This window comes from Streptomyces sp. NPDC043952 (assembly GCF_056435325.1).
This window is the reverse complement of sequence record NZ_JBWKES010000005.1, coordinates 157,767-182,280: the sequence shown is the minus strand read 5'-3', so window position 1 is coordinate 182,280 and position 24,514 is coordinate 157,767. Positions and strand designations below refer to the sequence as shown.

The 24,514-nt window shown below is 73.5% G+C and carries 23 protein-coding genes and 2 pseudogenes; 18 read left to right on the top strand and 7 right to left on the bottom strand.

Going from position 1 to position 24,514, the window contains the following annotated elements:
* The first annotated feature begins 28 nt into the window (after positions 1 to 28).
* Positions 29 to 1,000, top strand: coding sequence for a homocysteine S-methyltransferase (gene mmuM, locus AC069R_RS08040; RefSeq protein WP_478765506.1), 972 nt, complete (start codon positions 29 to 31; stop codon positions 998 to 1,000).
* Between the two features lie 122 nt (positions 1,001 to 1,122).
* Here mmuM and AC069R_RS08035 read toward each other — a convergent pair whose 3' ends face one another.
* A complete protein-coding gene (locus AC069R_RS08035; RefSeq protein ID WP_478765504.1) occupies positions 1,123 to 1,986 on the bottom strand; it encodes a helix-turn-helix transcriptional regulator in 864 nt (287 codons plus the stop codon).
* Positions 1,987 to 2,137: 151 nt separating this feature from the next.
* Between AC069R_RS08035 and AC069R_RS08030 the strand changes: the two genes are divergently transcribed.
* Positions 2,138 to 2,917, top strand: coding sequence for an alpha/beta fold hydrolase (locus AC069R_RS08030; protein ID WP_478765502.1), 780 nt, complete (start codon positions 2,138 to 2,140; stop codon positions 2,915 to 2,917).
* A gap of 62 nt (positions 2,918 to 2,979) precedes the next feature.
* On the opposite strand, the gene AC069R_RS08025 is transcribed toward AC069R_RS08030, so the two are convergent.
* The 3 genes from AC069R_RS08025 to AC069R_RS08015 all read right to left on the bottom strand — a co-directional run bounded on the left by AC069R_RS08025 (position 2,980) and on the right by AC069R_RS08015 (position 5,901).
* Positions 2,980 to 4,572 carry a carboxylesterase/lipase family protein gene (locus AC069R_RS08025; protein WP_478765500.1) on the bottom strand — a complete coding sequence of 531 codons (1,593 nt, stop codon included), beginning with the start codon at positions 4,570 to 4,572 and terminating at the stop codon, positions 2,980 to 2,982.
* Between the two features lie 217 nt (positions 4,573 to 4,789).
* On the bottom strand, positions 4,790 to 5,041 hold the full coding sequence (locus AC069R_RS08020) for a hypothetical protein (protein ID WP_478765498.1): 252 nt from the start codon (positions 5,039 to 5,041) through the stop codon (positions 4,790 to 4,792).
* Complete coding sequence (locus AC069R_RS08015) at positions 5,038 to 5,901, bottom strand: oxaloacetate decarboxylase (RefSeq protein ID WP_397983361.1); 864 nt, start codon at positions 5,899 to 5,901, stop codon at positions 5,038 to 5,040. Before AC069R_RS08015 ends, AC069R_RS08020 begins: the two co-directional genes overlap by 4 nt.
* A gap of 299 nt (positions 5,902 to 6,200) precedes the next feature.
* Between AC069R_RS08015 and AC069R_RS08010 the strand changes: the two genes are divergently transcribed.
* Complete coding sequence (locus tag AC069R_RS08010; protein ID WP_478765497.1) at positions 6,201 to 6,602, top strand: VOC family protein; 402 nt, start codon at positions 6,201 to 6,203, stop codon at positions 6,600 to 6,602.
* Here the strand turns inward: AC069R_RS08010 and AC069R_RS08005 are convergent.
* A complete protein-coding gene (locus AC069R_RS08005) occupies positions 6,585 to 7,277 on the bottom strand; it encodes a helix-turn-helix domain-containing protein (RefSeq protein WP_478765495.1) in 693 nt (230 codons plus the stop codon). The two genes, AC069R_RS08010 and AC069R_RS08005, sit on opposite strands and share 18 nt — an antisense overlap.
* Before the next feature lie 353 nt (positions 7,278 to 7,630).
* Positions 7,631 to 8,773: pseudogene (locus AC069R_RS08000) on the bottom strand (YihY/virulence factor BrkB family protein); the annotation flags it as partial.
* A gap of 165 nt (positions 8,774 to 8,938) precedes the next feature.
* Between AC069R_RS08000 and AC069R_RS07995 the strand changes: the two are divergent.
* From AC069R_RS07995 to AC069R_RS07925, 15 genes and pseudogenes are all read left to right on the top strand, one after another.
* Positions 8,939 to 10,575, top strand: a pseudogene (locus AC069R_RS07995) (acyl-CoA dehydrogenase family protein).
* 330 nt (positions 10,576 to 10,905) lie between these two features.
* Positions 10,906 to 12,213 carry a GAF domain-containing protein gene (locus AC069R_RS07990; RefSeq protein WP_478765494.1) on the top strand — a complete coding sequence of 436 codons (1,308 nt, stop codon included), beginning with the start codon at positions 10,906 to 10,908 and terminating at the stop codon, positions 12,211 to 12,213.
* Between the two features lie 201 nt (positions 12,214 to 12,414).
* Positions 12,415 to 13,749 (top strand): hypothetical protein, encoded by a 1,335-nt coding sequence (locus AC069R_RS07985; protein WP_478765492.1) that lies wholly within the window; start codon positions 12,415 to 12,417, stop codon positions 13,747 to 13,749.
* 198 nt (positions 13,750 to 13,947) lie between these two features.
* Positions 13,948 to 14,520 carry a GNAT family N-acetyltransferase gene (locus tag AC069R_RS07980; RefSeq protein WP_478765491.1) on the top strand — a complete coding sequence of 191 codons (573 nt, stop codon included), beginning with the start codon at positions 13,948 to 13,950 and terminating at the stop codon, positions 14,518 to 14,520.
* A 127-nt stretch (positions 14,521 to 14,647) separates the two neighbouring features.
* Positions 14,648 to 14,731, top strand: a complete 84-nt coding sequence (locus AC069R_RS07975; protein ID WP_310739661.1) for a putative leader peptide — start codon at positions 14,648 to 14,650, stop codon at positions 14,729 to 14,731.
* Positions 14,732 to 14,887: 156 nt separating this feature from the next.
* Positions 14,888 to 16,585, top strand: coding sequence for a nitrite/sulfite reductase (locus AC069R_RS07970; protein ID WP_478765489.1), 1,698 nt, complete (start codon positions 14,888 to 14,890; stop codon positions 16,583 to 16,585).
* On the top strand, positions 16,582 to 16,764 hold the full coding sequence (locus AC069R_RS07965; protein WP_471066550.1) for a hypothetical protein: 183 nt from the start codon (positions 16,582 to 16,584) through the stop codon (positions 16,762 to 16,764). The genes AC069R_RS07970 and AC069R_RS07965 overlap by 4 nt, the downstream gene beginning before the upstream one ends.
* Entirely contained in the window at positions 16,761 to 17,471 is a 711-nt protein-coding gene (locus AC069R_RS07960; RefSeq protein ID WP_478765487.1) for a phosphoadenylyl-sulfate reductase, read from the top strand. The genes AC069R_RS07965 and AC069R_RS07960 overlap by 4 nt, the downstream gene beginning before the upstream one ends.
* A 32-nt stretch (positions 17,472 to 17,503) precedes the next feature.
* Positions 17,504 to 18,076 carry an adenylyl-sulfate kinase gene (cysC, locus tag AC069R_RS07955; RefSeq protein WP_478765485.1) on the top strand — a complete coding sequence of 191 codons (573 nt, stop codon included), beginning with the start codon at positions 17,504 to 17,506 and terminating at the stop codon, positions 18,074 to 18,076.
* Positions 18,073 to 19,008, top strand: coding sequence for a sulfate adenylyltransferase subunit CysD (gene cysD / locus AC069R_RS07950; RefSeq protein WP_478765483.1), 936 nt, complete (start codon positions 18,073 to 18,075; stop codon positions 19,006 to 19,008). Before cysC ends, cysD begins: the two co-directional genes overlap by 4 nt.
* 2 nt (positions 19,009 to 19,010) lie before the next feature.
* Positions 19,011 to 20,345, top strand: coding sequence for a sulfate adenylyltransferase subunit 1 (locus tag AC069R_RS07945; RefSeq protein WP_478765481.1), 1,335 nt, complete (start codon positions 19,011 to 19,013; stop codon positions 20,343 to 20,345).
* 224 nt (positions 20,346 to 20,569) lie between these two features.
* Entirely contained in the window at positions 20,570 to 21,679 is a 1,110-nt protein-coding gene (locus AC069R_RS07940) for an aliphatic sulfonate ABC transporter substrate-binding protein (protein WP_478765479.1), read from the top strand.
* Between the two features lie 34 nt (positions 21,680 to 21,713).
* Positions 21,714 to 22,493, top strand: coding sequence for an ABC transporter ATP-binding protein (locus AC069R_RS07935; RefSeq protein WP_478765478.1), 780 nt, complete (start codon positions 21,714 to 21,716; stop codon positions 22,491 to 22,493).
* Positions 22,480 to 23,370 (top strand): ABC transporter permease, encoded by an 891-nt coding sequence (locus tag AC069R_RS07930; RefSeq protein WP_478765477.1) that lies wholly within the window; start codon positions 22,480 to 22,482, stop codon positions 23,368 to 23,370. The genes AC069R_RS07935 and AC069R_RS07930 overlap by 14 nt, the downstream gene beginning before the upstream one ends.
* A 5-nt stretch (positions 23,371 to 23,375) precedes the next feature.
* Complete coding sequence (locus tag AC069R_RS07925; protein WP_478765476.1) at positions 23,376 to 24,113, top strand: sirohydrochlorin chelatase; 738 nt, start codon at positions 23,376 to 23,378, stop codon at positions 24,111 to 24,113.
* A 24-nt stretch (positions 24,114 to 24,137) separates the two neighbouring features.
* Here AC069R_RS07925 and AC069R_RS07920 read toward each other — a convergent pair whose 3' ends face one another.
* Complete coding sequence (locus AC069R_RS07920; protein WP_397983379.1) at positions 24,138 to 24,461, bottom strand: hypothetical protein; 324 nt, start codon at positions 24,459 to 24,461, stop codon at positions 24,138 to 24,140.
* Positions 24,462 to 24,514: the final 53 nt, after the last annotated feature.

The following is a 24,514-nucleotide window of genomic DNA, read 5'->3' as shown; positions in this document are numbered from 1 at the left end:
CCCGTGCCGGTGGACTAGCGTCACCGGTATGACCGGCAACGCCTCCACCCTCACCCTCGCCGCGGCCCTCGCCGCCGGGACGGTCGTCCTCGACGGCGGGCTGTCCAACCAGCTGGAATCCGCCGGGCACGACCTGAGCGACGAGCTGTGGTCCGCGCGGCTGCTCGCCGAGCGGCCGGAAGCGATCACCGAGGCGCACCTCGCCTACTTCCTGGCGGGCGCGAGCGTGGCGATCACCGCCAGCTACCAGGCCACCTTCGAGGGCTTCGCCCGGCGCGGCATCGACCGCGCGGAGGCGGCGCGCCTGCTCGCACTGAGCGTCCGGCTGGCTCGGGACGCGGCCCGGCGGGCGCACGGCGCGGGCGTCGACCGTCCCCTGTGGGTGGCCGCCTCGGCCGGGCCGTACGGCGCGATGCTCGCGGACGGCTCCGAGTACCGGGGCCGCTACGGGCTCACCGTCACCGAGCTGGAGCGCTTTCACCGGCCGCGCCTGGAAGCGCTGGCCGCCGCCGGTCCCGACGTGCTGGCGCTGGAGACCGTCCCGGACACCGACGAGGCCACCGCGCTGCTGCGGGCGGTACGCGGCCTCGGGATCCCGGCCTGGCTGTCGTACACGATCGACGGCCCCCGCACCCGCGCCGGGCAGCCCCTGGAGCGGGCCTTCGCCCTCGCGGCCGACGCGGACGAGATCATCGCGGTCGGCGTGAACTGCTGCGCCCCGCAGGACGCGGCCTCCGCCGTCGGCCTCGCCGCCCGCGTCACCGGCAAACCGGTGGTCGTCTATCCCAACAGCGGCGAATCCTGGCACGCCGACACCCACTCATGGACCGGCCCCGCCACCTTCGGCCCGGCCGAGGTCACGTCCTGGCGCGCCCACGGCGCACGGCTGATCGGCGGCTGCTGCCGGGTGGGCCCGGAGAGCATCACCTCGATCGCGCGGACCCTGGGGACGGGGGCGGGGGTGGGGGCGGAACCGCAGAAAGAGGCGGGGGCGGACTGACGGGCGGTTTCCGGGCCCCGGCCGACGTTTTTCCGTGCCGACCGGCGGTTTCCGGGTCAACCAGCGATTTCGCGGGCCGACCGGCGGCTTGCCGAGCTGACCGGCGGTTTCCCGGCCGGCCGTCACCGGTGGCCGCGGTGTGCCGTTTCCGGGCCGAGGACCCGCAGCAGGTCGAGGGCGTCGGCGCTCGGTGAGCCGGGCGGGGGCGTGAAGACCAGCAGCCGCTGGTCCTCGGCGGGGCTGAGGAGCGCCTCGTAGTCGAACTCGATCAGCCCGACCTCCGGGTGCCGCACCCGCAGCCGGCTCCGCCGCCGGACGGCCACCTCATGGCGGTCCCACAGGGCGGCGAACTCGTCACTCGCCCCGCGCAGCCGCGCCACCAGCGCCGCCGCCTCCGCGTCGCCGGGACCGCGGCGCGCCACCGCCGTGCGGAGGTCGGCGACGAGCAGCCGGCCGTGCCGCTCGTGCTCGCCGGGCGGATACGCCTCGCGGACGAAGGGCTCGGTGAACCACCGCCACACCACGTTCCGGTCGGGCTCCGCCACGGTGCACACACAGCCGAAGAGGGCTTCCGCCACGGCGTTCTGCGCCAGCAGGTCGCCCAGGTCGCCGAGGATCTGCGCGGGGGTGTGCGTCAGCCGGTCCAGGAGGTACAGCAGCCCCGGACGCACATGGCCGCCCGCCCGGCGGCCCTCCGGCGGGCGGTGCCCGGCCAGCACGAACAGGTGATCGCGCTCGTCCTCGGTGAACCGCAGCGCACGGGCCAGGGCGCCGAGGAGCTGGGTGGACGGCTGCGGGCCGCGCGCCTGCTCCAGGCGCATCAGGTAGTCGGTGGACATCCCGGCCAGCTGCGCCACCTCCTCGCGCCGCAGTCCCGGCGTCCGGCGCCGGGGCCCGGCGGCCAGCCCCACGTCGTCGGGGCGCAGCCGCTCCCGCGAACGGCGCAGGAAGTCGGCAAGTTCACGGCGGTTCAGTTCGGTCCGCATGCCCCCATGGTCCGGCATCGGCGGCCCCTTCGGGCCGCCGGAGCCTGGGACCACCGATCCCAGGAAGAACGCTCCGCTCCCCGACCGGGCCCGGACGGCGGATCGTGGGCGGCACGACACGGACGCCACCACCCGCCACGGAAGAGGAACCATGCCTGTTGTGACCGTCGACGGTGCCCGCATCCCCTACCGCCTGGAGGGCTCCGGGCCCCTTCTCGTGCTGCTCCACGGAACCGGCGCGGGGTCGGTGACCTGGGAGTCGTCCCTCGGCTACTTCACCGCCCGGCACACCGTCGTCCTCCCTGACCTGTCCGGCAGCGAGGCGGCCGAGGACGACGGCGGGGAGCTGACCGTCGAGGTGCTCGCCGCCCAACTGGCCGCCGTAGTCGAGGACTTGGGGCGCGGCCCGGTGGACGTCCTGGGCTACTCGCTCGGGGCGCCCGTCGCCGCGCTGCTCGCCGCGGACCGCCCGGAACTGGTGCGCCGGCTGATCGCGCTGTCCGGCTGGTGCGGGCCCGAGGACCCGTACATCCAGAACGGGATGGCCGTCTGGCGCTCGCTGGCCGACCGTCCGAGGGCCTTCGCGCGCTATGCCATGCTGACGGCGTTCAGCCGCCCCTACCTCGACTCCCTCGGCCGCGAGGCCGTGGAGGAGCTGGCGACCGCCATGCGGCCCAGCGCGAACCTGCTGCGCCAGATCGACGCCGACCTGAAGACGGACATCCGCGCCGCGCTCCCCCGTGTCCAGGCCCCCACCCTGGTCATCGGGTGCACGCTGGACGCGCTGATCCCCGTCGAGAACGCGCGCGAATTCGCGGCCGGCATCCCGCACAGCCGCTACGCCGAGCTGGCGAGCGGCCATGTGGCGCGGGTGGAACGGCCGGCCGAACTGGCCGGACTGGTCGAGGAGTTCCTCACCGGGGCCGGCTGAGACCGGGCACGGACCGGCGTACACCGGGCGCCGCCGAAGCCGGGCGCGCCCTTCCGCCTCACTCAGTGGCGCCGCGCCCCCACCGAGCGGCGCAGGCGGCGCATGGCGGCGGCCAGTTCGGCGCCGGGGGCGCGGGGGACGGAGGCGGGGCGCGGCGGTGGAGTGCGGGGGGTGGTGGACCAGAGGGCGTACTCGGCGTCGCGGGGGCCGTGGGCGGTGTAGGGCGCGCCGTCGCCGAAGACGCGGACGGGGTGGGTGGGGTTCCAGGCTTCCCAGCCGGGGTCGCCGGTGGTCGCGAAGCGCACCCAGGCGCCGTGCATCTCGTCGCACAGCTCCTGCGGCGCGCCCTCGCCGGCCAGTTTCTGGGATTCCGGGATGTCGCCGGAGTCGAAGACGAAGCCCAGCTCCAGGGCGTGGCAGGCGCGCAGGTCGGGGCGGCGGGAGGGCCAGGCGAACTCGTAGAGGTGGCTGGTGGCGGGGCGGGCGTCGGCGAGGCGGTGCAGCGGTACGCGCAGGATGTGGTCGGTGACCATCTGGCCGACGGTCTCGGCGGCGCCGGCGTCGGGGTGCAGGGCGCGGTAGCCGCGCGGGATCTCATGGCTCGCGTGGCAGCGGGCCATGGCCCCGGCGACGGCGACGGCACCGAGCCGGTCGATGTGCTCCAGCAGGCCGCCGGGCACCAGCCACAGCCGGTACTCGTCCCGTGTCCAGCCCATCAGCAGGTCCACGCCCCGCGCGGTGTCGCCGTCGATCAGGGCGTCGAGCGGGTCGCGGGGCACGAGGTCGCCGTCCACGACGATGCCGAACGCCGGTCCGCCGAGCACCGGGCTCGCGAGCCGGCCGACCTCGGCCTGGGTGCGCAGCAGCAGGTCCCGGTCCACCGCGGCGAAGGCGGCGGCGGTGGCCGGGATCTTCAGCCGGGCGGCCATCCGGCGCACCATCCGCCGTACCTTGTCCCGTTCGAAGACCTCCGGCGGGCCGCTCTGCAGCACCGCGCGGCGGATCAGGCCGTCGGTGTGGGGGGAGGCGAGCAGGACGCCCGCGCTGATCGCGCCGGCCGACTGGCCGCACAGGGTGATCCGGTCCGGGTCGCCGCCGAACGCCGCGATCGTCTCGTGCACCCAGCGCAGCGCGGCGAGCTGGTCGCGCAGGCCGGGGTTGGGCGGGGCGTCCGGGAACAGCCCGTACCCCTCGATGCCCAGCCGGTAGTTGACGGAGACGCAGACGACGCCGTCGCGGGCGAAGGTACGGCCGTCGTAGACCGGCACGGCCGAGGAACCCCTGGTCAGGGCGCCGCCGTGCAGCCAGACCAGGACGGGCAGCCGGGCGCCGGGGGCCGGGTCCGGCGTCCATACGTTGAGGTTGAGGCAGTCGTCGCCGGGGATCGAGGGGTCGGACAGGTACTGGGCGAACGCCTCGGAGTACGGCGGTTTCGGCGCGGTCGGGCCGAACGCGGCGGCCTCCCGCACACCGTCCCAGGGCTCGGGCGGCTCGGGGGGCCGGAAGCGGCGGGGGCCGACGGGCGGGGCGGCGTACGGGATCCCCCGGAACACGGCGACGCCGTGCTCGTAGCGGCCGCGTACGGCGCCGTGCGGGGTGCGGACCACCGGGCCCATCGGGTCTGCCGCCATCGCCCACCAGCCCTTCGCCGTCATGCACCTTTCACCTTTACAGCACCACAGGACGGTGTTGTATTCCGGTGCACAGACCTCTGACTGGGCCGTTCGGCGTACCGGGGCGGGAGGGCTTCGGCCGGATGTGAGGAGGGGCGACGGGGGCCGGGGGGCCTCCTCGCGGAGGTGCCCGGCCCTCGTCGCCCCGGCACGCGGTCGTACCCGCCGACCGCGTGCGCGCGACCGCTCTCTCAGGCCCTCAGTCCTCGTCCGGGGACGGAGGGTTGCCGAAGAGGGCCTGGATCGCGTCCACCGCGCTGCCGTCGTGGTCGCTGCCCGCGTCGCCCTTGCCGGTCTGCACGTTGGCCGTGCGGTCGACCTCCAGCCAGGAGTCGGCATGCGAGTTGTCGACCAGGGTGACCAGGCTGTTGTCCGCGAGCGCCGGGGCGGCGCCCGCGCCGACGAAGGCGGCGGTGAGCGCGGCCGCCGTACCGATGCGGGCGGCTCTCACACGCCCACGCCCTCGGCGACGAGCCGGTCGCGGGCGATGTTGCGCTCCAGCAGGCTGGTGGACGCCTGCACCCCGACCCCGCTCGCCGGGTCCACCACGGGCAGCCGGCCGTCGGCGGCCTTGAGCCCGCTGAGCGCCGAGTCCATCGCCTCGTGCGCCGCGAACAGGCAGGGCGTGCTGTAGATCGCGACATCCACGCCGAGTTCGGAGAGCTCGCTCAGGGACAGGCGGGGGGACTTGCCGCCCGCGATCTGGTTGAACAGCAGCGGCTTGTCGCCGACGACCTCCCGGATCCGCTTGATCCACTCCACGCTGCGCACCCCGTCGACCAGCACCACGTCGGCGTCGGTGGCGGCGAGCCGCTCGGCGCGGTGCAGGATGTCGTGCTCGTCGGTCGCGTCGGTGCGGGCGACGACGACCAGATCCCTGCGGGTCTCCAGGACCTGGTGGAGCTTCTCCAGGTACTCCTCCAGCGGCAGCACCTGCTTGCCGTCGGCGTGACCGCAGCGGCGGGGCCGCTTCTGGTCCTCCAGGATCACGCCGGAGGCGCCGATGCGCTCCAGGTGCTCGACGACATGGCAGGCGACCTCGGGGTCGACGTACCCGTCGTCGATGTCCACGAGGAGGTGGTGGTGCGGGAACGCGCCGCGCAGGCGCTGGACGAAGGCCACCATGTCGGGCCAGGCGATGAATCCGATGTCCGGCAGGCCGTAGTACGAGGCGGCGAAGCCGAATCCGGAGACGAACATGCCGTCGTAGTGCTTGGCGGCGATGGACGCCGAATACATGTCGTAGACGCCGATCAGCGGTGTGGTCCCGGGCCCGGCGATGCGGTCGCGCAGCTTCTTACCGTGGGTCAAGGTCCGGCTCCTTCTGTGGGTACGGCACGGCGGCGGGGGCCGCCGCGCCTCAGTGCCCTTTACCAATCCAAGAGCATCTCTAGATACTCACATTGGCATGCCGTGACGCCAGCTTTACTCACTGGAATGGCGCAATCCGTTCACCGCAGAAACGTCACTGAAGGGGCCGATCCGCCCAACGGCTTCCGCCGTCCGGGTGAGCGCGGGAGGCGGAACGGAACCGGTCGTGTGCGGCCGGGCCGGCCGGGGTGTCCGATTTCTTCAAGACCCGCCGCCCGGCCGCTGCCTACGGTGGCCGCATGACCGCACACTTCGCCCTGATCGGCGTGGTGGCCTCCGACATGGCCGCCTCGCTCGCCTTCTACCGCCGCCTCGGCCTGGTGTTCCCGGAGGGCGCCGAGACCCTGCCGCACGCCGAGGCCGAACTGCCCGGCGGGCTCACCCTCGCCCTCGACAGCGAGGAGACCGTCCGCTCCTTCCACCCCGGCTGGCGCCCGCCCGCCGCCGGGGGCCGGATCTCGCTCGCCTTCCGGTGCGGGGCGCCCGAGGAGGCGGACAGGGTGTACGGGGATCTGGTCGGCGCCGGGTACCACGGTCAGCTGCGGCCCTGGGACGCCGTCTGGGGGCAGCGGTACGCCATCGTCCTCGACCCCGACGGCAACGGCGTCGACCTGTTCGCGCCGCTACCGGCCGCCGAGTAGTTCCCCGAGCGGCACGCCCGCCAACCGGCGCACCTCGCGCGCGAGATGGGGCTGGTCGGCACAGCCCGCGCGGATCGCCGTCTCGGCGCCCGGTACGCCGGCGCGGGCCGGCGCGAGGGCGCGGCGCAGGCGCAGGATGCGGGCCAGGGTCTTGGGTCCGTAGCCGAAGGCGCCGAGGCAGCGGCGGTGCAGGGTCCGGGCGCCGAGGCCGAGTTCGGCGGCGGCGTCGCCCACCGGGGTGCCCTGGTCGAGGCGTCGTACCAGCCGGTGCACCCGGGGGTCGGGGGGCCCGGCCGCCTTGGTGCGGTCCAGCGCGATGTCCTCCAGGGCCCGCGCCGGGTCGCCGGCCGCCGCCGTACGGTCGCGCAGCCGGCGGACCCGCGCGGCGGGCCACAGCTCGGCCAACTCCACGCGCCGATCGAGGAGTTCGTGGGCGGGGACGCCGAGCAGGGCGGGTGCGGTGCCGGGCTGGGAGCGGACCCCGGCCCAGCGGCGGTGCGGGCCTTCGGGGAGGTAGGGGCCGGTGTCGGGACCGGCGACCAGCAGCCGCTCCCCGTCCCAGAGCAGATCCATGCACCCGTCGGGCAGCACGGCCCGGCCGTGGCTCCCACCGGCGTTTGGCGCGTTGACCCACACCACCGCCCCGGCCAGCCGGGAGGCCCGCTCCGCGTACATGGGGGCCAGGGTACGACGGCGGTGGATACGACGACGGTGGGTTCCGGTGGCTGGTTCAGCGGCGCGAGCCCGGCCCACTCAGGCCCCCGGCCTCCCCCGGCTCACCACTGGCGGTAGGGGTTCTCGCCGTTTCCGTTGCCGGGGAGGTGGGGGCCGTTTCCGTGGCCGGGCAGCAGCGGCGGGCCGCCGTGGGTCTGCGGGCCCGTCCCGTGGGTCTGCGGGCCGGTGCCATGGGTCTGCCGGTCCGTTCCGCTGGTCTGCGGGCCGGCCCCGTTCACCTGGGGTCCGGGCCCGTTCGTCCGCGAGCCGCCGCCCGCCGCGTGCGCGCCGCCGGTCTTCGCGCCGCCGCCCTTCTCCTCCTTGTGCGGTTCCCGTCGGTGCGCTCCGTGGCCGCCGCGCGGATGCGTCCGCAGCCGGGAGGTGACGTCCTCCGGGGGGAGGAAGCGCGACCAGCGCTCGGGGAACTCGGACGGCATGTCCGGGTCGTCGGGGTCGGCCTCGCGGGCCGCCGCGGCGCGGGCGACGTACTCGGCGACCTGCGCCCGCCGCACCCGCTCGTTGGCCTCGCGCGCGGCGGCCGTGGCGGCGGCCGGCCAGACCCGGTCGATCGCGGCGTTGACCGCCGCGCCGACCAGCACGGCGAACGCGGACACCCCGATCCACAGCATGATGGCGACGGACGCGGCCAGCGAGCCGTAGATCGTGGCGCCCTCGATGGTGTGCACGAGGTAGATGCGCAGCAGGAAGCTGCCGAAGACCCACATCGCGAGGGCGACCAGCGCGCCGGGCACGTCCTCGATCCAGGGCGAGCGCACCGGCACGGACACGTGGTACAGCGTGGTCAGGAAGACGACGGACAGGACGATGACGACCGGCCAGTACAGGACCTGCACCACCGTCTCCGACCAGGGCACCACCCGGACCACCGCGTCCGGCCCCGCGACCATCAGCGGCAGCGCCACCGAGCCGATCAGCAGCGCCACGATGAACAGCACGAAGGACATGATCCGGGTGCGTACGATGCCCCGGACGCCGTCGAGGCCGTACATGACGGTGATGGTGTCGATGAAGACGTTCACCGCGCGGGAGCCCGACCACAGGGCGAACAGGAAGCCGAGGGAGATGACGTCGGGCGGGCCGCCCCTGATGACGTCGTGCAGGATCGGCTCGGTGATCTCCTTGACGCCCTTTTCGGACAGGACGGTACGGGAGGCGTCGAGGAGGTTGGTCTCCAGGCTGCCGATGGTGTGCGCGCCGGTCCAGGTGTCCACGTAGGCGAGCAGCCCGATGAGGCACAGCAGCAGCGGGGGCACGGACAGCAGGGTGAAGAACGCGGCCTCGGCGGCGAGGCCGAGGATGCGGTACTCCATGCAGGAGTTGACGGTGTCCTTGAGCAGCAGCCAGGCGGTCCTGCGCTTGGACACGTTCCGGTAGAGAGCGCGGGCCCGGTGGAGCCGTCCGACCGGCCGTTCGGGGGAATCACTTGCTGGCTGCACCACCCAAAGGTATCCGCAGCGAGCGCCCCTCCTCACCTCGCGGGGCGATCCGGCGCCCGCCCGCGCACCACCCGCACCCGGCTGTCCCGTTTCCTCCCGCCGGACCGGCCACCCGGTGGCACCTCGCAGGCTCGTTCCGCCGCCGCTGCGGGTAGGTTCGGCCCTATGGCAGGCTTCTCCACCCACACCGTGACGAACCAGCCGCCCCCGCTGGCCGGCTACGACCTCTTCGCCGCCGACCGCGCGCTGGTGGACGCCGTCGGGCGGCACACGCCGGACGAGCTGCTCGGCGAGGTGCGCGCGGAGCTGAGCGCGCTGGGGCGGGCCGGGGGCTCGGCGCAGCTCCAGGAGTGGGGCAGGCTGGCGAACGAGCAGCCGCCCCGGCTGCGCACGCACGACCGGTACGGCCGCCGGATCGACGAGGTGGAGTTCCACCCGGCCTGGCACCGGCTGCTCGGCAAGGGCGTCTCGGCGGGGCTGACCGGCGCCTGGACCCGGCCCGCCGGGCATGTGCGCCGGGCCGCCGCGTTCCTGCTGTGGACCCAGGTCGAGGCGGGCACCTGCTGCCCGCTGTCCATGACCCACGCGGCCGTGCCCGCGCTGCGCGCCGATCCCGCGCTCGCCGCCCGCTGGGAGCCGCGGGTGACGTCCACGGTGTACGACCCGGAGCCGCGGCCCGCCGCGCGCAAGCCCGGCGCGCTCATCGGGATGGGGCTGACCGAGAAGCAGGGCGGCAGCGACCTGCGCGCGAACACGACCGAGGCCCGGCCGCTCGCCGAAGAGGGGGCCTACGCGCTCACCGGACACAAGTGGTTCTGCTCCGCCCCCATGTCGGACGCCTTCCTGGTGCTGGCGCAGTCCCCCGGCGGCCTGACCTGCTTCCTGGTGCCGCGCGTCCTGGAGGACGGCACCCGCAACGCCTTCCTGCTCCAGCGGCTGAAGGACAAGCTGGGCAACCGCTCCAACGCCTCCGCCGAGGTCGAGTTCGCCGGCACCCTGGCGCGCCGGGTCGGCGAGGAGGGGCGCGGGGTGCGGGCCGTCATCGGGATGGTCGCGGCGGCCCGCCTCGACTGCGTGCTCGGCTCGGCGGGCCTGATGCGGCAGGCGGTGGCGCAGGCGGTGCACCACTGCGCGTACCGGGAGGCGTTCGGCGGGCGGCTGCTGGACAAGCCGCTGATGCGCACTGTGCTCGCGGACCTCGCGCTGGAGTCGGAGGCGGCGACCGCGCTGGCGCTGCGGCTGGCGGCGGCGTACGACGACGGGGGCGAGCGGGAGCGCGCCTTCCTGCGGCTCGCGGTGCCGGCCGCCAAGTACTGGATCACCAAGCGGTGCCCGCCCGTTGTGGTGGAGGCCGCCGAGTGCCTGGGCGGCAACGGGTACGTGGAGGAGTCGGGGATGCCCCGGCTGGTGCGCGAGTCGCCGCTCAACTCCGTGTGGAGGGCGCCGGGAACGTGCAGGCGCTCGATGTGCTGCGGGCGCTCCAGCGGGAGCCGGGCGCGCTGGACGCGTGTCTGACGGAGATCGGGCGGGCGCACGGCGCCGACCACCGGCTGGACCGCGCGGTGAAGGACCTGTTCACCGAACTCGCCGATCTGGAGGGGGCGGAGGGCCGGGCGCGGCGGCTGGCGGAGCGGCTGGCGCTGGTGCTCCAGGGCTCGCTGCTGGTGCGGCACGCGCCGCCACAGGTCGCCGACGCCTTCTGCGCCTCCCGGCTCGGCGGGGACCACGGCGGGACGTTCGGCACGCTGCCGGGGGGCCTGGATCTGGCGCCGGTGGTGGAGCGGGCGCGGCCGGTCTCCTGAAGGACCGGGAAGAGAAAGGGAGTTGACCGTCCGCTGGCCGGAAAGCGCTGGTGCCCGGCCGGGGGTGGTGCCGCGCCGACACGGCACCACCCCCGCCGTACGGGCTCGGTACGGCCCGTGCACGCCACGCGGGGCGTCCTGGTCAAGTCTCGGCCGGGATGCGAGGGTTCACCAGGGTTGCAGGGGGTTGCAACGTGGCGGCGCACATGCGCGGAGTCTGTGCCTCCGGCGTGCGCGGACCGGCAGTATGTGAGGGACAGCCGACCGGAAAGCGCCGCCCGGACGGCCGGAAAAGTGTGTACGCCCCCGTCTCCGGGAGGAGAATCCGTGATGAACCCGCCGATGAACGTGGCGCGCCTGGCCGCCGTGGACGCGGTGCGGGCGGCGCGGGTGCTGAGCGAGGTGCGCGAGGCCGCGCTCACCGGCCGGCGTGCGCCGCTCGCGCCGCGGCCGGTGATCGAGCAGTCCTGGGGGCGGATGCTGCGCAGCGGCGTCGATCCGGACCGCGACTTCAGATCCCGTCCGCTGCCCCCGGACGAGGTGCGCAGACGGCGCGAGGAGTCGCCGCTGCGGCATGTGCTGCCGGTGCTGCGCGAGGGGCTGCTGTCGGTCGCGGACGAAGCGCAGCACATCATGGTCGTCGCCGACGCGGACGGGCGGGTGCTGTGGCGCGAGGGGTCCCTGCCGGTGCTGCGCAAGGCGGACGGGCTGGGCTTCGAACTGGGCGCGGACTGGCGGGAGGACGTCGTCGGCACCAACGGGGTGGGCACCCCCGCGGTCGTACGGCGGCCGGTACAGGTGTTCGCCGCCGAGCACTTCGTACGGTCGCACACCTCGTGGACGTGCACGGGGGCGCCGATCACCGATCCCAGGGACGGCCGGCTGCTCGGGGTGGTGGACGTGAGCGGCCCGCTGGAGACCATGCATCCGGCGACCCTCTCCTGGGTGGACGCGGTGGCCAAGCTCGCCGAGGCGCGGCTGCGGGAGCTGCACCTGGGCTCGCTGGAGCGGCTGCGGGCGGTGGCGGCGCCGGTGCTGGCCCGGCTGGACGGGCGGGCGCTGGTGGTGGACCGGGACGGCTGGACGGCGGCCGTGACCGGGATGCCGTATCCGCGGCGGGTGACGCTGCCCAAGTCGCTGGTGCCGGGCCGCCGGTGGCTGCCCTCGCTCGGCTGGTGCGCGGCGGAACCGCTCGGCGAGGGCTGGCTGCTGCGGGCCGACGAGGAGCCGGGCACCGCGACCGCCTCCCGCGTCGTCCTGGACCTGTCCCGGCCCGAGCGCGCCACGGTGAGCGTGTCGGCGTCCACCCCCGCGGGCGCGTGGACGCGGGAACTGAGCCCGCGCCATGCCGAGTTGCTGTTCCTGCTGACCGAACACCCGGACGGTCGGGGGGCGGCGGAACTGGCCGGTGACCTCTTCGGAGACCCGTCACGTACGGTGACGGTGCGGGCGGAGATGTCGCGGATACGCCGCTATCTCGGGGGACTTCTCCAGCATCGGCCGTACCGCTTCTCGGACGCGGCGGATGTCGCGGTGGTGCTGCCGGAGAACCCCCGTGACCTGCTGCCCCGCTCCACGGCGACGGCGGTGGCGCGCCGCCGGACGGCCCCGCCGACGGAGTGTCCGGCGCCCGCGTGACAGCGGGGGCGCGGCACTTCCGGCGGGACTTCCGGGTATTTGCGGGGTCTTCGCCCTGCGCGGACCGTCACTGCCGTAGCATCCCCTACGGGCCCGACCGCGGCGTCAACGCAGGGACCGGCGGGCGCAGTTGACCCGCGCCGGCCGGGGGCCGGGGCGGCGGCGCGCGCCGGAGCGAAAGGGCCCTGAAGAGGGGACGACATGAAGCAACGCGGCAGACATCGCCGGCGCAGGCGGGGCGCGGCCCTGCGCGCCGTACTGACCGGGACCGCGCTGGCCCTGACCGCGGCCGCCACCCTGATCAGCACCTCCCAGGCACAGGTCACCGAGCGCCCCGGCGCGCTCCAGCCGCTCACCTCCCCGGCGGACACCGGCCTGCTGCGGCTGCGCGAGCACCTGGTGCCCGCCCGCACCCTGGACACGCTGGCCGCCTCGATGGGCCGCCCGGTCGGTGTGGACGCCGTGCTGGCGAGCGCGGACCGGGCCCTGCGCGAGGGCTCCGGCTGCACCGACACCGACCGCGCCTCCCTGCCCGTCGCGCCCGCCCCCGCCCGCGCCTACTGCTGGGACCCCGCCGACACCGGCGCCACGGGCTGGCGTCCGGCCTCGGTGACCGCCGCCGGGGACACCGGCGACGACGGGGTGCGGGGCGCCCACCAGGTCCTCCTCAGTGGCTGGACCCACACCACCCGCACCGGCCCGAGCGCGGAGCGCGGCCTGGCCCGTGTCGCCTTCGTGGACGCCGACGATCCGGACCGCCCCACCTACCGCTGGGTGCTGCTGGTGGTGCCCGAGGACGGCGGGCGCGACTACCGGGGCCTCGGTTCACGGGTCTCCTCCATGGTCTGGTACCGGGACAAGCTGCTGGTCACCGCCCGGCGGGGCAGCGCCGCGGCGCTCTACGTGTACGACCTCGACCGGATCCAGCGCGCCACGGTCGACGGGCCCGCGATCGGCCGGGTGCGCGGCGGCTGGTCCGCCGACGGGTACCGGTACGTGATGCCCGCGGTCGGCAGCTACAGCTTCACCGCGGGCGACTGCTCGGCCGGCGGGGCGCCCTGTCCCGGCGCGCTCTCCCTCGACGCGGGCACGGCACCGCCCAGCCTGGTCGCCGCGGAGTGGACCTCCCCCGGCGGCGACCGGCCCGCCCGGCTGTGGCGGTACGCGTTCAGCACCGACCCGCGCCGCGCGGGGCTGCTCGCCGCGGACGCCGGGGGCCGGGTGGACGCGGTGGAGGAGTACCGGACGAAGGTGACCGGGATCCGGGGCGTGCTGTCGTACCGGGAGGCCGGCGCCCCGCGCACGTCCTGGTATGTGGGACGGCTGCCCGGTTCGCAAGACGGGCACGGGGGGCTGTGGCGGCAGGACACCGAGGGCGCGAAGGCCGCGCAGTGCGGCGCGGACGCCACGCACCGCTGCTGGGCGCAGGCACCGGGCTCGCTGTCGTACAGGCGGGAGACCGGCGAGGTGTGGTCGCTGTCCGACCGGATGCTGTTCGCGGTGCCGCTGACGGAACTCGACCGGTCGCTGGGCTGACCCCCGGCCGCGCTCGCCCGCTCGCCCCCGGCCCGGCCTTGCGCGAACGTTCGCCGGTCCGGTCTGGTACGACCGTTCCCGGTCCGGTCTGGTACGACCGTTCCCGGTCCGGTCTCGTACGACCGTCCCCTGTCCGGCCTCGCGCGCGGGGGGCCGGTCGATCGACAGGGGCCGGGGCGGGATGATTCCCTGGCCCGCATGAGCAGCGTTCCCGTCACCACCTGGTACCTGGAGCAGACGTCCCCGGCCGATCTGCTGCCCGCCGCCGCGCCCGAGGGCGACGTGCGGATCGTACGGGCCGAGGTGCCGTCGCCCGAGTTCAACCGGTTCCTCTACACGGCCGTCGGCGGGGACATCCGCTGGACCGACCGGCTCGGCTGGCCGTACGCGCGCTGGCGTGAACTGCTGGAACGGCCCGGCGTGGAGACCTGGGTGGCGTACGACCGCGGCACCCCGGCCGGCTTCCTGGAGCTGGCGGCGCAGGACGAGGGCGCGGTGGAGATCCTCTACTTCGGGCTGCTCCCCGCCTTCCGCGGTCGCGGCATCGGCGGGCACCTGCTGGCGCGCGGCACCGCCCGCGCCTGGGACCTCGCCGAGCGCTGGCCGGGCCTGACGCCGACGAAGCGGGTGTGGGTGCATACCTGCGACAAGGACGGCGAGTTCGCCATGGCCAACTACCAGCGGCGCGGCTTCAAGCTGTACGACACCCACGTCGAGCTGGCGCCGGACGTGCCGAATCCGGGCCCCTGGCCGGGCGCGTACCCCGCCTGACCTGCCCCGACAAGCCGCCCCGCGGCACATGTGAGCGAAGCCACCCTTGTCCCGCCATCCGAGACAAGGGTGTCCACATGCCGGAAGAAGCTGGACTGTGTCCAGATCGCCGTGACACGCTGCCGTCATGCCTGGAACTGGAATTGCCTTGGTGAGTCGGCGGCACGTCGACCTCGGCCGCATGTCCAGCGCCATCTGTCCGGCGAGCTGACCCTTACAGCACCGCCGTCCCCCTGCCCCGGTCCGCACCCGGCCCCTGTCCGCGCACGGCCCCCACCCCTTGCCGTGGCGAGCACCTTTGTGCAGGTCAGAGCGCTTGTAGCGCCGCTTCTCCCTGTCCGTAGTCTGTCCGAAGGACGTAGCCACCATGGCCGCCACCCCACAGAACCCCGCCGCCTCAGCGCCCCGCCGCAAGGTGAGCCGTCACCGCGGTGAGGGCCAGTGGGCCCAGGGCCACTTCACGCCGCTCAACGGCAACGAGCAGTTCAAGAAGGACGACGACGGTCTCAACGTACGGACACGTATTGAGACGATCTACTCCCAGCGCGGCTTCGACTCCATCGACCCGAACGATCTGCGCGGCCGGATGCGCTGGTGGGGCCTGTACACCCAGCGCAAGCCGGGGATCGACGGCGGCAAGACCGCGATCCTGGAGCCGGAGGAGCTGGACGACGAGTACTTCATGCTGCGGGTGCGGATCGACGGCGGCCGGCTGACCACCCGGCAGCTGCGGGTGATCGGCGAGGTCTCCCAGGAGTTCGCGCGCGGCACCGCCGACATCACCGACCGGCAGAACATCCAGCTGCACTGGGTCCGCATCGAGGACGTGCCGGAGATCTGGCGGCGGCTCGAAGAGGTCGGCCTGTCCACCACCGAGGCATGCGGTGACACGCCCCGCGTGATCCTCGGCTCCCCGGTGGCCGGCATCGCCGAGGACGAGATCATCGACGGCACCCCCGCCATCGAGGAGATCCACCGGCGGGTCATCGGCAACCCCGCGTACTCGAACCTGCCGCGCAAGTTCAAGTCCGCGATCTCCGGCTCGCCGCTGCTCGACGTGGCGCACGAGATCAACGACATCGCGTTCGTCGGCGTCGAACACCCCGAGCACGGCCCCGGTTTCGACCTGTGGGTCGGCGGGGGGCTGTCCACCAACCCGAAGATCGGCGTCCGGCTGGGCGCCTGGGTGCCGCTGGCGGAGGTCGCCGACGTCCACGAGGGCGTCATCTCGATCTTCCGCGACTACGGCTACCGGCGGCTGCGCACCCGCGCCCGGCTGAAGTTCCTCGTCGCCGACTGGGGCGCGGAGAAGTTCCGGCAGGTCCTGGAGGACGAGTACCTGGGGCGCAAGCTGATCGACGGCCCGGCGCCCGCGCAGCCCGTGCAGCGCTGGCGCGACCACGTCGGGGTGCACCGGCAGCAAGACGGCCGCTTCTACGTCGGGTTCGCGCCGCGCGTCGGCCGGGTGGACGGCACCACGCTGGCCAAGATCGCCGAGGTGGCCGAGGCGCACGGCTCGGGACGGGTACGGACCACCGTCGAGCAGAAGATGATCGTGCTGGACGTCGAGCAGGACCAGGTCGAGTCGCTGTCCTCGGCCCTGGAGTCGCTCGGCCTCACCGTCTCCCCGTCCACCTTCCGGCGCGGCACCATGGCCTGCACCGGCATCGAGTTCTGCAAGCTCGCCATCGTGGAGACCAAGGCGCGCGGCAGCTCGCTGATCGACGAACTGGAGCGCCGGCTCCCCGAGTTCGACGAGCCGCTGACCATCAACCTCAACGGCTGCCCGAACGCCTGCGCCCGGATCCAGGTGGCCGACATCGGCCTCAAGGGCCAGCTGGTCCTGGACGCCGACGGCAACCAGGTCGAGGGCTACCAGGTGCACCTGGGCGGCGCGCTCGGCCTGGAGGCGGGCTTCGGCCGCAAGGTGCGGGGTCTGAAGGTCACCTCCGAGGAGCTTCCCGACTACATCGAGCGGGTGCTGCGGCGCTATCTCGCCGAGCGCGCGGACGGCGAGCGGTTCGCCGTCTGGGCGGCCCGCGCCGACGAGGAGGCCCTGTCGTGAGCGAGCGCGCGGCCCCCTTCTACTGCCCGTACTGCGGCGACGAGGACCTGCGGCCCAGCGAGCAGGGCCATGGTGCCTGGGAGTGCGGGGCGTGCAACCGGGCGTTCCAGCTGAAGTTCCTCGGACTGCTCGCGCAGGGCCTGCGCCGGGCCGACGACCAAGGGAGCGAGCCGACGTGACGAGCAGTCAGGACGTCCTTACCGACGACGAGTTGCGGGCCCTGGCCGAGCGGGCGGGGCGTGAGCTGGAGGACGCCCCCGCGCTGGAGATCCTGCGCTGGGCGGTGGACACCTTCGGCGCGGGGTTCTGCGTCACCTCCTCGATGGAGGACGCCGTGGTCGCCCATCTCGCCTCGCGGGTGCGTCCGGGCGTGGACGTGGTCTTCCTCGACACCGGCTACCACTTCCCGGAGACCATCGGCACACGGGACGCCGTGGCGGCGGTGATGGACGTCAACGTCCGCACCCTCACCCCGCGGCAGACGGTGGCCGAGCAGGACGCCGAGTACGGGCCGGCGCTGCACGACCGCGACCCCGACCTGTGCTGCGCCCTGCGCAAGGTGCGCCCCCTCCAGGAGGGCCTGGAGAACTACCGGGCGTGGGCGACCGGTCTGCGCCGCGACGAGTCCCCGACCCGCGCGAACACCCCGGTGGTCGGCTGGGACGGGAAGCGGCGCAAGGTCAAGGTCTCCCCCATCGCCCGCTGGACCCAGCACGACGTGGACGCCTACATCGCCGAACACGGCGTCCTCACCAACCCGTTGCTGATGGACGGCTACGCCTCCATCGGCTGCGCCCCCTGCACCCGCCGGGTGCTGGAGGGCGAGGACGTGCGCGCCGGACGCTGGGCGGGGCGCGCCAAGACCGAATGCGGGCTGCACGGATGACGGATCATCAATTCCGGTCGCGGTCCCGGCACATGACGCGAATACAGCCTCAGACTCAGGAGTACGACGTGACCACCGGAGCCACCGTCTGGCTCACGGGTCTGCCGAGCGCCGGCAAGACCACCATCGCCCATGAACTGGCGGGCCGGCTGCGCGCCGGGGGCCACCGGGTGGAGGTGCTCGACGGCGACGAGATCCGCGAGTTCATCTCCGCGGGCCTCGGCTTCTCCCGCGAGGACCGGCACACCAATGTGCAGCGCATCGGCTTCGTCGCCGAACTGCTGTCCCGCAACGGCGTGCTGACACTCGTACCGGTGATCGCGCCGTACGCGGACAGCCGGGACGCCGTACGCAAGCGGCACGAGGAGAACGCCACCCCGTACCTGGAGGTGCATGTGGCGACGCCCGTCGAGGTGTGCAGCGTCCGCGATGTGAAGGGCCTGTACGCCAAGCAGGCCGCGGGCGAGCTGACCGGGCTGACCGGGGTGGACGACCCCTACGAGGAGCCCGCCGCGCCCGAACTGCGCATCGAGTCGCAGCACCAGACCGTGCAGGAGTCCGCGGCCGCCGTGTCCGCCCTGCTCAGCGAGAAGGGACTGATATGACCACGCTCGCCGGGGTCCAGGGCGGTACGGACAGCCCGTACGCGCTGTCGCACCTGGACGCGCTGGAGTCCGAGGCCGTGCACATCTTCCGTGAGGTGGCGGGCGAGTTCGAGAACCCGGTGATCCTGTTCTCCGGGGGCAAGGACTCGATCGTCATGCTGCACCTCGCGCTGAAGGCGTTCGCGCCGGCGGCGGTGCCGTTCTCCCTGCTGCACGTGGACACCGGGCACAACTTCCCCGAGGTGCTGGAGTACCGGGACCGCGCGGTCGAGCGGCACGGGCTGCGCCTGCACGTGGCCTCGGTGCAGGACTACATCGACCGGGGGGTGCTCAAGGAGCGCCCGGACGGCACCCGCAACCCGCTCCAGACGCTGCCGCTGACGGAGAAGATCCAGTCGGAGCGGTTCGACGCGGTCTTCGGCGGCGGGCGCCGGGACGAGGAGAAGGCCCGCGCGAAGGAGCGGGTGTTCTCGCTGCGCGACGAGTTCTCCCAGTGGGACCCGCGCCGCCAGCGCCCCGAGCTGTGGAACCTGTACAACGGGCGGCACGCGCCCGGTGAGCACGTCCGGGTGTTCCCGCTGTCGAACTGGACCGAGCTGGACGTGTGGCAGTACATCGCCCGCGAGGGCATCGCGCTGCCGCAGATCTACTTCGCGCACGAGCGCGAGGTGTTCCGGCGGGCCGGGATGTGGCTGACGGCCGGTGAGTGGGGCGGCCCGCGCGCGGACGAGCCGGTGGAGAAGCGCCGGGTGCGCTACCGCACGGTCGGCGACATGTCCTGCACCGGCGCCGTCGACTCCGACGCGACGACCCTGGACGCCGTGATCGCCGAGATCGCCGCGTCCCGGCTCACCGAGCGGGGCGCGACCCGCGCCGACGACAAGCTGTCCGAGGCCGCGATGGAAGACCGCAAGCGCGAGGGGTACTTCTAGCCATGAGCACTGTCACGACCGAGGCGCTGCCGGCCACCACGCTGCTCCGCTTCGCCACCGCTGGTTCCGTCGACGACGGCAAGTCCACCCTCGTCGGGCGGCTGCTGCACGACTCCAAGTCGGTGCTCGCCGACCAACTGGAGGCCGTGGAGCGGGCGTCGGCGAGCCGCGGCCAGGACGGACCGGACCTCGCCCTGCTCACCGACGGGCTGCGCGCCGAGCGGGAACAGGGCATCACCATCGACGTGGCCTACCGCTACTTCGCCACCCCCCGGCGGCGGTTCATCCTCGCCGACACCCCCGGCCATGTGCAGTACACCCGCAACATGGTCACCGGCGCCTCCACCGCCGAGCTGACGGTGATCCTGGTCGACGCCCGCAACGGGGTGGTCGAGCAGACCCGCAGGCACGCCGCGATCGCCGCGCTGCTGCGCGTCCCGCATGTGGTCCTCGCCGTCAACAAGATGGACCTGGTCGGCTACCGGGAGCCCGTCTTCGCGGCGATCGCCGAGGAATTCTCCGCCTACGCCACCGAGTTGGGCGTCCCGGAGGTCACCGCCATCCCGATCTCCGCGCTCGCCGGGGACAACGTGGTGGAGCCGTCCGCGCACATGGACTGGTACGGCGGCCCCACCGTCCTGGAGCACCTGGAGACCGTCCCGGTCAGCCACGACCTGGCGCACTGCCACGCCCGGCTGCCCGTGCAGTACGTGATCCGCCCGCAGAGCGCCGAGCACCCCGACTACCGGGGGTACGCGGGCCAGATCGCCGCGGGCAGCTTCCGGGTCGGCGAGCAGGTCACCGTCCTGCCGTCCGGGCGGACCACGACGATCTCCGGCATCGATCTGCTGGGCGAGCCGGTCGAGGTCGCCTGGACCGCCCAGTCGGTGACCCTGCTGCTGGCGGACGACCTCGACGTCTCGCGCGGCGACCTGATCGTGCCGGCCAAGGACGCGCCACCGACCACGCAGGACGTGGAGGCGACGGTGTGCCATGTCGCCGACCAGCCGCTGGCCGTCGGCCACCGGGTGCTGCTCAAGCACGGCACCCGCACCGTCAAGGCGATCGTCAAGGACATCCCGTCCCGGCTCACCCTGGACGACCTGTCCCTGCACCCGCACCCCGGCCGGCTCGCCGCCAACGACATCGGCCGGGTGAAGATCCGTACCGCCGAACCGCTGCCCGTCGACGCCTACGCCGACTCGCGCCGCACCGGCTCCTTCATCCTGATCGACCCCGCCGACGGCACCACCCTGACCGCGGGCATGGTCGGCGAGTCCTTCGCCGCACCGGAGCCCGTCAAGGACGCGGCCGACGACGAGGGCTGGGACTTCTGAGCATGAACTCCCCCGATTTCTACTCCACGTTCGCGAAGGAGGGCGGCCGGGTCGGCAGCGGCGCCCTCGGCAGCGGGCAGGGCGGGGTCGCGCGATGTGTGCGCTGACGTACGCGCACCGCTCGCGCGCCCTCACCCCCCACCCCCGTAGACGAAGACCTGCCGACCTCCCGGCCACGACCTGAGAGACCGTGACCCGCCGGGCCAACGAGAGGAACACCTCCCGTGCCTGCCCTCAACTCCCCGTTCCTGCGCCGCTCGATAGCCGCGCTCGCCGCACTGCCCCTGCTCACGCTCGCCGCGTGCGGCTACGGCTCCGACGCCAAGAGCGACGACACCGCCAAGGTCGCCGCCGGGGCGAAGAAGATCGACGGTCTCGGCTCCGTCAAGATCGGCTACTTCCCGAACCTGACCCACGGCACCGCCCTGGTCGGCCGGGAACAGGGCCTGTTCCAGAAGGAACTGGGCGCCACCAAGGCCGAGTACGCCACCTTCAACGCCGGGCCCTCCGAGATCGAGGCGCTGAACTCCGGCTCCATCGACATCGGCTGGATCGGCCCGTCCCCGGCGATCAACGGCTACACCAAGTCCGACGGCAAGTCCCTGAAGATCATCGGCGGTTCGGCCTCCGGCGGGGTGAAGCTGGTCGTCAACCCGAAGAAGATCACGTCCCTGAAGGACGTCAAGGGCAAGAAGATCGCCACCCCGCAGCTCGGCAACACGCAGGACGTGGCGTTCCTCAACTGGGCCGCGGAGCAGGGCTGGAAGGTCGATCCGCAGAGCGGCAAGGGCGATGTCACGGTCGTCCGCAGCGACAACAAGGTGACCCCGGACGCCTTCAAGTCCGGCTCCATCGACGGCGCCTGGGTGCCGGAGCCGACCGCGTCCAAGCTGGTCGCCGAGGGCGGCAAGGTGCTCCTGGACGAGTCCTCGCTGTGGCCGGGGCACAAGTTCGTGATCACCAACATCATCGTGCGCCAGGCGTTCCTCAAGGAGCACCCGAAGGCGGTCGAGGCGGTCCTGAAGGCGTCCGTCGAGGCCAACAAGTGGATCAACGCCAACCCGGAGCAGGCGAAGCAGGCCGCGAACAAGCAGCTCGCCGACGACTCCGGCAAGGCGCTGCCGGCCGATGTGCTCGACCCGGCGTGGAAGTCCGTCCAGTTCACCGACGACCCGCTGGCCGCCACCCTCGACACCGAGTCGGCGCACGCGGTCAAGGCCGGCCTGCTGAAGAAGCCGGACCTCAAGGGGATCTACGACCTGACGATCCTCAACAAGGTGCTCAGGGCCGAGGGCGAGAGCCCGGTCGACGCCGCCGGCCTCGGCACCAGCTGACGGCCGCCCGAAGACGTCCCAGGAGGTGACGACCATGGCCACGACCCTCGCCAAGGCCGCGCGGTCGGTGGAGTACGCCGCACGCCTTGAGCATGTCTCGAAGTCCTTCGCCACGCCGGGCGGCTCCCAGCTCGTCCTGGACGGCATCAGCCTCGATGTCGCGCCCGGCGAGTTCGTCACCCTCCTGGGCGCCTCGGGCTGCGGAAAGTCCACGCTGCTCAACCTGGTGGCGGGCCTGGACCAGCCCACCGCCGGCACCATCCGCACCGACGGCCGCCCCGCGCTGATGTTCCAGGAACACGCCCTGTTCCCCTGGCTGACCGCCGGGAAGAACATCGAACTCGCCCTGAAACTGCGGGGAGTTTCCCGCCCCGAGCGACGCGGCAAGGCCGAGGAACTTCTCGAACTGGTCCGTCTCCAGGGCGCGTACGGCAAGCGGGTGCACGAACTGTCGGGCGGCATGCGGCAGCGGGTCGCGATGGCCCGCGCGCTCGCCCAGGAGAGCCGGCTGCTGCTGATGGACGAGCCGTTCGCGGCCCTGGACGCCATCACACGGGACGTGCTGCACGACGAGCTGACCCGGATCTGGTCGGAGACCGGCCTGTCCGTGCTGTTCGTCACCCACAACGTGCGCGAGGCCGTGCGCCTCGCGCAGCGGGTCGTGCTGCTGTCCTCCCGGCCGGGCCGGGTGGCCCGCGCGTGGGAGGTCGGCATCCCGCAGCCGCGCCGCATCGAGGACGCGCCCGTGGCGGAACTGTCCCTGGAGATCACCGAAGTACTGCGTGGGGAGATCCGCCGCCATGGCCAGCACTGACACGACCACCACCGAAGCCCCGGCCACGGGCAGCGTGGAGGCCGGCCTCGACGCGCTGGAGACCACGCAGCCGGGCCGGCCCCCCTTCCGCCGTACCCTGATCGACAAGATCCTGCCGCCGCTCGCCGCGATCGTCGTCGTCCTCGCGGTGTGGCAGGGCCTGATCACGCTGAAGATCGTGGACGACCCGACCAAGCTGCCCACGCCGGGCGCGGTCTTCGCCGCCTTCCGCGACGACTGGCTCCAGGGCAAGCTGCTCGGCTACATCTGGACCTCCGTCTCGCGCGGTCTGCTCGGCTTCTGTCTCGCCCTGGTGATCGGCACCCCGCTGGGGCTGCTGGTGGCGCGGGTGAAGTTCGTGCGCGCGGCCATCGGGCCGATCCTGTCCGGCCTCCAGTCGCTGCCGTCGGTCGCCTGGGTGCCCCCGGCCGTGATCTGGCTGGGCCTGGACAACTCCATGATGTACACGGTGATCCTGCTCGGCGCGGTGCCGTCCATCGCCAACGGGCTGGTGTCCGGGGTGGACCAGGTGCCCCCGCTGTTCCTGCGCGCGGGCCGCACGCTCGGCGCCACCGGCGTCAAGGGCACCTGGCACATCACCCTGCCGGCCGCGCTGCCCGGCTATGTGGCCGGCATGAAGCAGGGCTGGGCCTTCTCCTGGCGTTCCCTGATGGCCGCCGAGATCATCGCCAACTTCCCCGACCTGGGCACCGGTCTCGGCCAGCTCCTGGAGAACGCGCGCACCGCCAGCGACATGGCGATGGTGTTCGAGGCCATCCTGCTGATCCTGTTCGTCGGCATCGCCATCGACCTGCTGATCTTCAGCCCGCTGGAGCGGTGGGTGCTGCGCAGCCGCGGCCTGCTGGTGAAAGGCTGATCCGTATGGCAGCGCCCGTGCTCCTCGTCATCGCCCACGGCAGCCGCGATCCGCGGCACGCCGCCACCGTGCACGACCTGGTGGAGCGGGTGCGCGCGCAGCGCCCCCAACTGCGCGTGGAGACCGGCTTCCTCGACTTCAACGTGCCGTCCGTACAAGGGGTGTTGGAGTCGCTGGCGGCGGAGGGCGTGGGGGACGTGGTGGCGCTGCCGCTGCTGCTCACCCGCGCCTTCCACGCGAAGGCCGACATCCCGGCGGTGCTGCGGGCGGCCCCGGCGCGGCTGCGGATCCGGCAGGCCGCGGTGCTCGGCCCGTCGCCGCTGCTGCTCAGGGCGCTGGAGCGACGGCTGTACGAGGCCGGGCTCGGCCCCGCCGACAAGTCCTCGACCGGGGTCGTGCTGGCCTCGGCGGGGTCCAGTGACCCGGAGGCGAGCGCGGTGATCGCCGACATCGCGCGGGAGTGGTGGGGCACCGGTTGGTGCGCCGTGCGGCCCGCGTTCGCCTCCGCCCGGCTGCCGCGCACCGAGGACGCCGTACGGGAGCTGCGCGCGCTCGGCTGCGCGCGGGTCGCCGTGGCGCCGTACGTCCTCGCCCCCGGCTTCCTGCCGGACCGTATCGCGCGCGGCGCGGCCGGGGCGGACGTGCTCGCCGAGGTGCTGGGGCCCGCGCCGGAGGTGGCGCGGCTGCTGCTGCGCCGGTACGACGCCGCGTGCCGCCCGGCGCTCCAGGTGCTCGGCGCCTGACGGCCGCCCGGACGCGGCCGGGTGTCACAGCCCGAGGGCCTGCACCAGCTGCCGGGTGTAGGCGAGGCTGACGGTGCCGGCCGACGCCCCGATGCAGATGTCGTCCAGGGCGGAGCGGATGCGGCCGCGGTTGGGTGGCAGTCCGTCGTCGGCGGACTCCGCGAACGCGGCCTCGATGATCTGGCCCTGCCGGATCAGTCCGGGGCACTCCCGGCGCAGCGCCTCGGTGAGCCGGGCGGAGACCTCGATCAGGGCCTCCAGCGGCGGGGTGCCGTGGGTCAGGTCGAGTCGCAGGAACTCACCGTACTGTCCGGGTCCGTTGTGGTGTCCGTAGTCATAGGTGCTCATGTCCAGTCCTCGTTCGTGGATCGGAGGTAGGCCGAAAATCGCCACTTCCGCGG

What these genes read in the sequence shown, in the direction of transcription:
- mmuM (WP_478765506.1), top strand. Translation starts at nt 29, where the DNA reads ATGACCGGCAACGCCTCCACCCTCACCCTCGCCGCGGCCCTCGCCGCC.
- AC069R_RS08035 (WP_478765504.1), bottom strand. Translation starts at nt 1,986, where the DNA reads ATGCGGACCGAACTGAACCGCCGTGAACTTGCCGACTTCCTGCGCCGT.
- AC069R_RS08030 (WP_478765502.1), top strand. Translation starts at nt 2,138, where the DNA reads ATGCCTGTTGTGACCGTCGACGGTGCCCGCATCCCCTACCGCCTGGAG.
- AC069R_RS08025 (WP_478765500.1), bottom strand. Translation starts at nt 4,572, where the DNA reads ATGACGGCGAAGGGCTGGTGGGCGATGGCGGCAGACCCGATGGGCCCG.
- AC069R_RS08010 (WP_478765497.1), top strand. Translation starts at nt 6,201, where the DNA reads ATGACCGCACACTTCGCCCTGATCGGCGTGGTGGCCTCCGACATGGCC.
- AC069R_RS08005 (WP_478765495.1), bottom strand. Translation starts at nt 7,277, where the DNA reads ATGTACGCGGAGCGGGCCTCCCGGCTGGCCGGGGCGGTGGTGTGGGTC.
- AC069R_RS07990 (WP_478765494.1), top strand. Translation starts at nt 10,906, where the DNA reads ATGAACCCGCCGATGAACGTGGCGCGCCTGGCCGCCGTGGACGCGGTG.
- AC069R_RS07985 (WP_478765492.1), top strand. Translation starts at nt 12,415, where the DNA reads ATGAAGCAACGCGGCAGACATCGCCGGCGCAGGCGGGGCGCGGCCCTG.
- AC069R_RS07980 (WP_478765491.1), top strand. Translation starts at nt 13,948, where the DNA reads ATGAGCAGCGTTCCCGTCACCACCTGGTACCTGGAGCAGACGTCCCCG.
- AC069R_RS07975 (WP_310739661.1), top strand. Translation starts at nt 14,648, where the DNA reads ATGCCTGGAACTGGAATTGCCTTGGTGAGTCGGCGGCACGTCGACCTC.
- AC069R_RS07970 (WP_478765489.1), top strand. Translation starts at nt 14,888, where the DNA reads ATGGCCGCCACCCCACAGAACCCCGCCGCCTCAGCGCCCCGCCGCAAG.
- cysC (WP_478765485.1), top strand. Translation starts at nt 17,504, where the DNA reads ATGACGCGAATACAGCCTCAGACTCAGGAGTACGACGTGACCACCGGA.
- cysD (WP_478765483.1), top strand. Translation starts at nt 18,073, where the DNA reads ATGACCACGCTCGCCGGGGTCCAGGGCGGTACGGACAGCCCGTACGCG.
- AC069R_RS07945 (WP_478765481.1), top strand. Translation starts at nt 19,011, where the DNA reads ATGAGCACTGTCACGACCGAGGCGCTGCCGGCCACCACGCTGCTCCGC.
- AC069R_RS07935 (WP_478765478.1), top strand. Translation starts at nt 21,714, where the DNA reads ATGGCCACGACCCTCGCCAAGGCCGCGCGGTCGGTGGAGTACGCCGCA.
- AC069R_RS07930 (WP_478765477.1), top strand. Translation starts at nt 22,480, where the DNA reads ATGGCCAGCACTGACACGACCACCACCGAAGCCCCGGCCACGGGCAGC.
- AC069R_RS07925 (WP_478765476.1), top strand. Translation starts at nt 23,376, where the DNA reads ATGGCAGCGCCCGTGCTCCTCGTCATCGCCCACGGCAGCCGCGATCCG.
- AC069R_RS07920 (WP_397983379.1), bottom strand. Translation starts at nt 24,461, where the DNA reads ATGAGCACCTATGACTACGGACACCACAACGGACCCGGACAGTACGGT.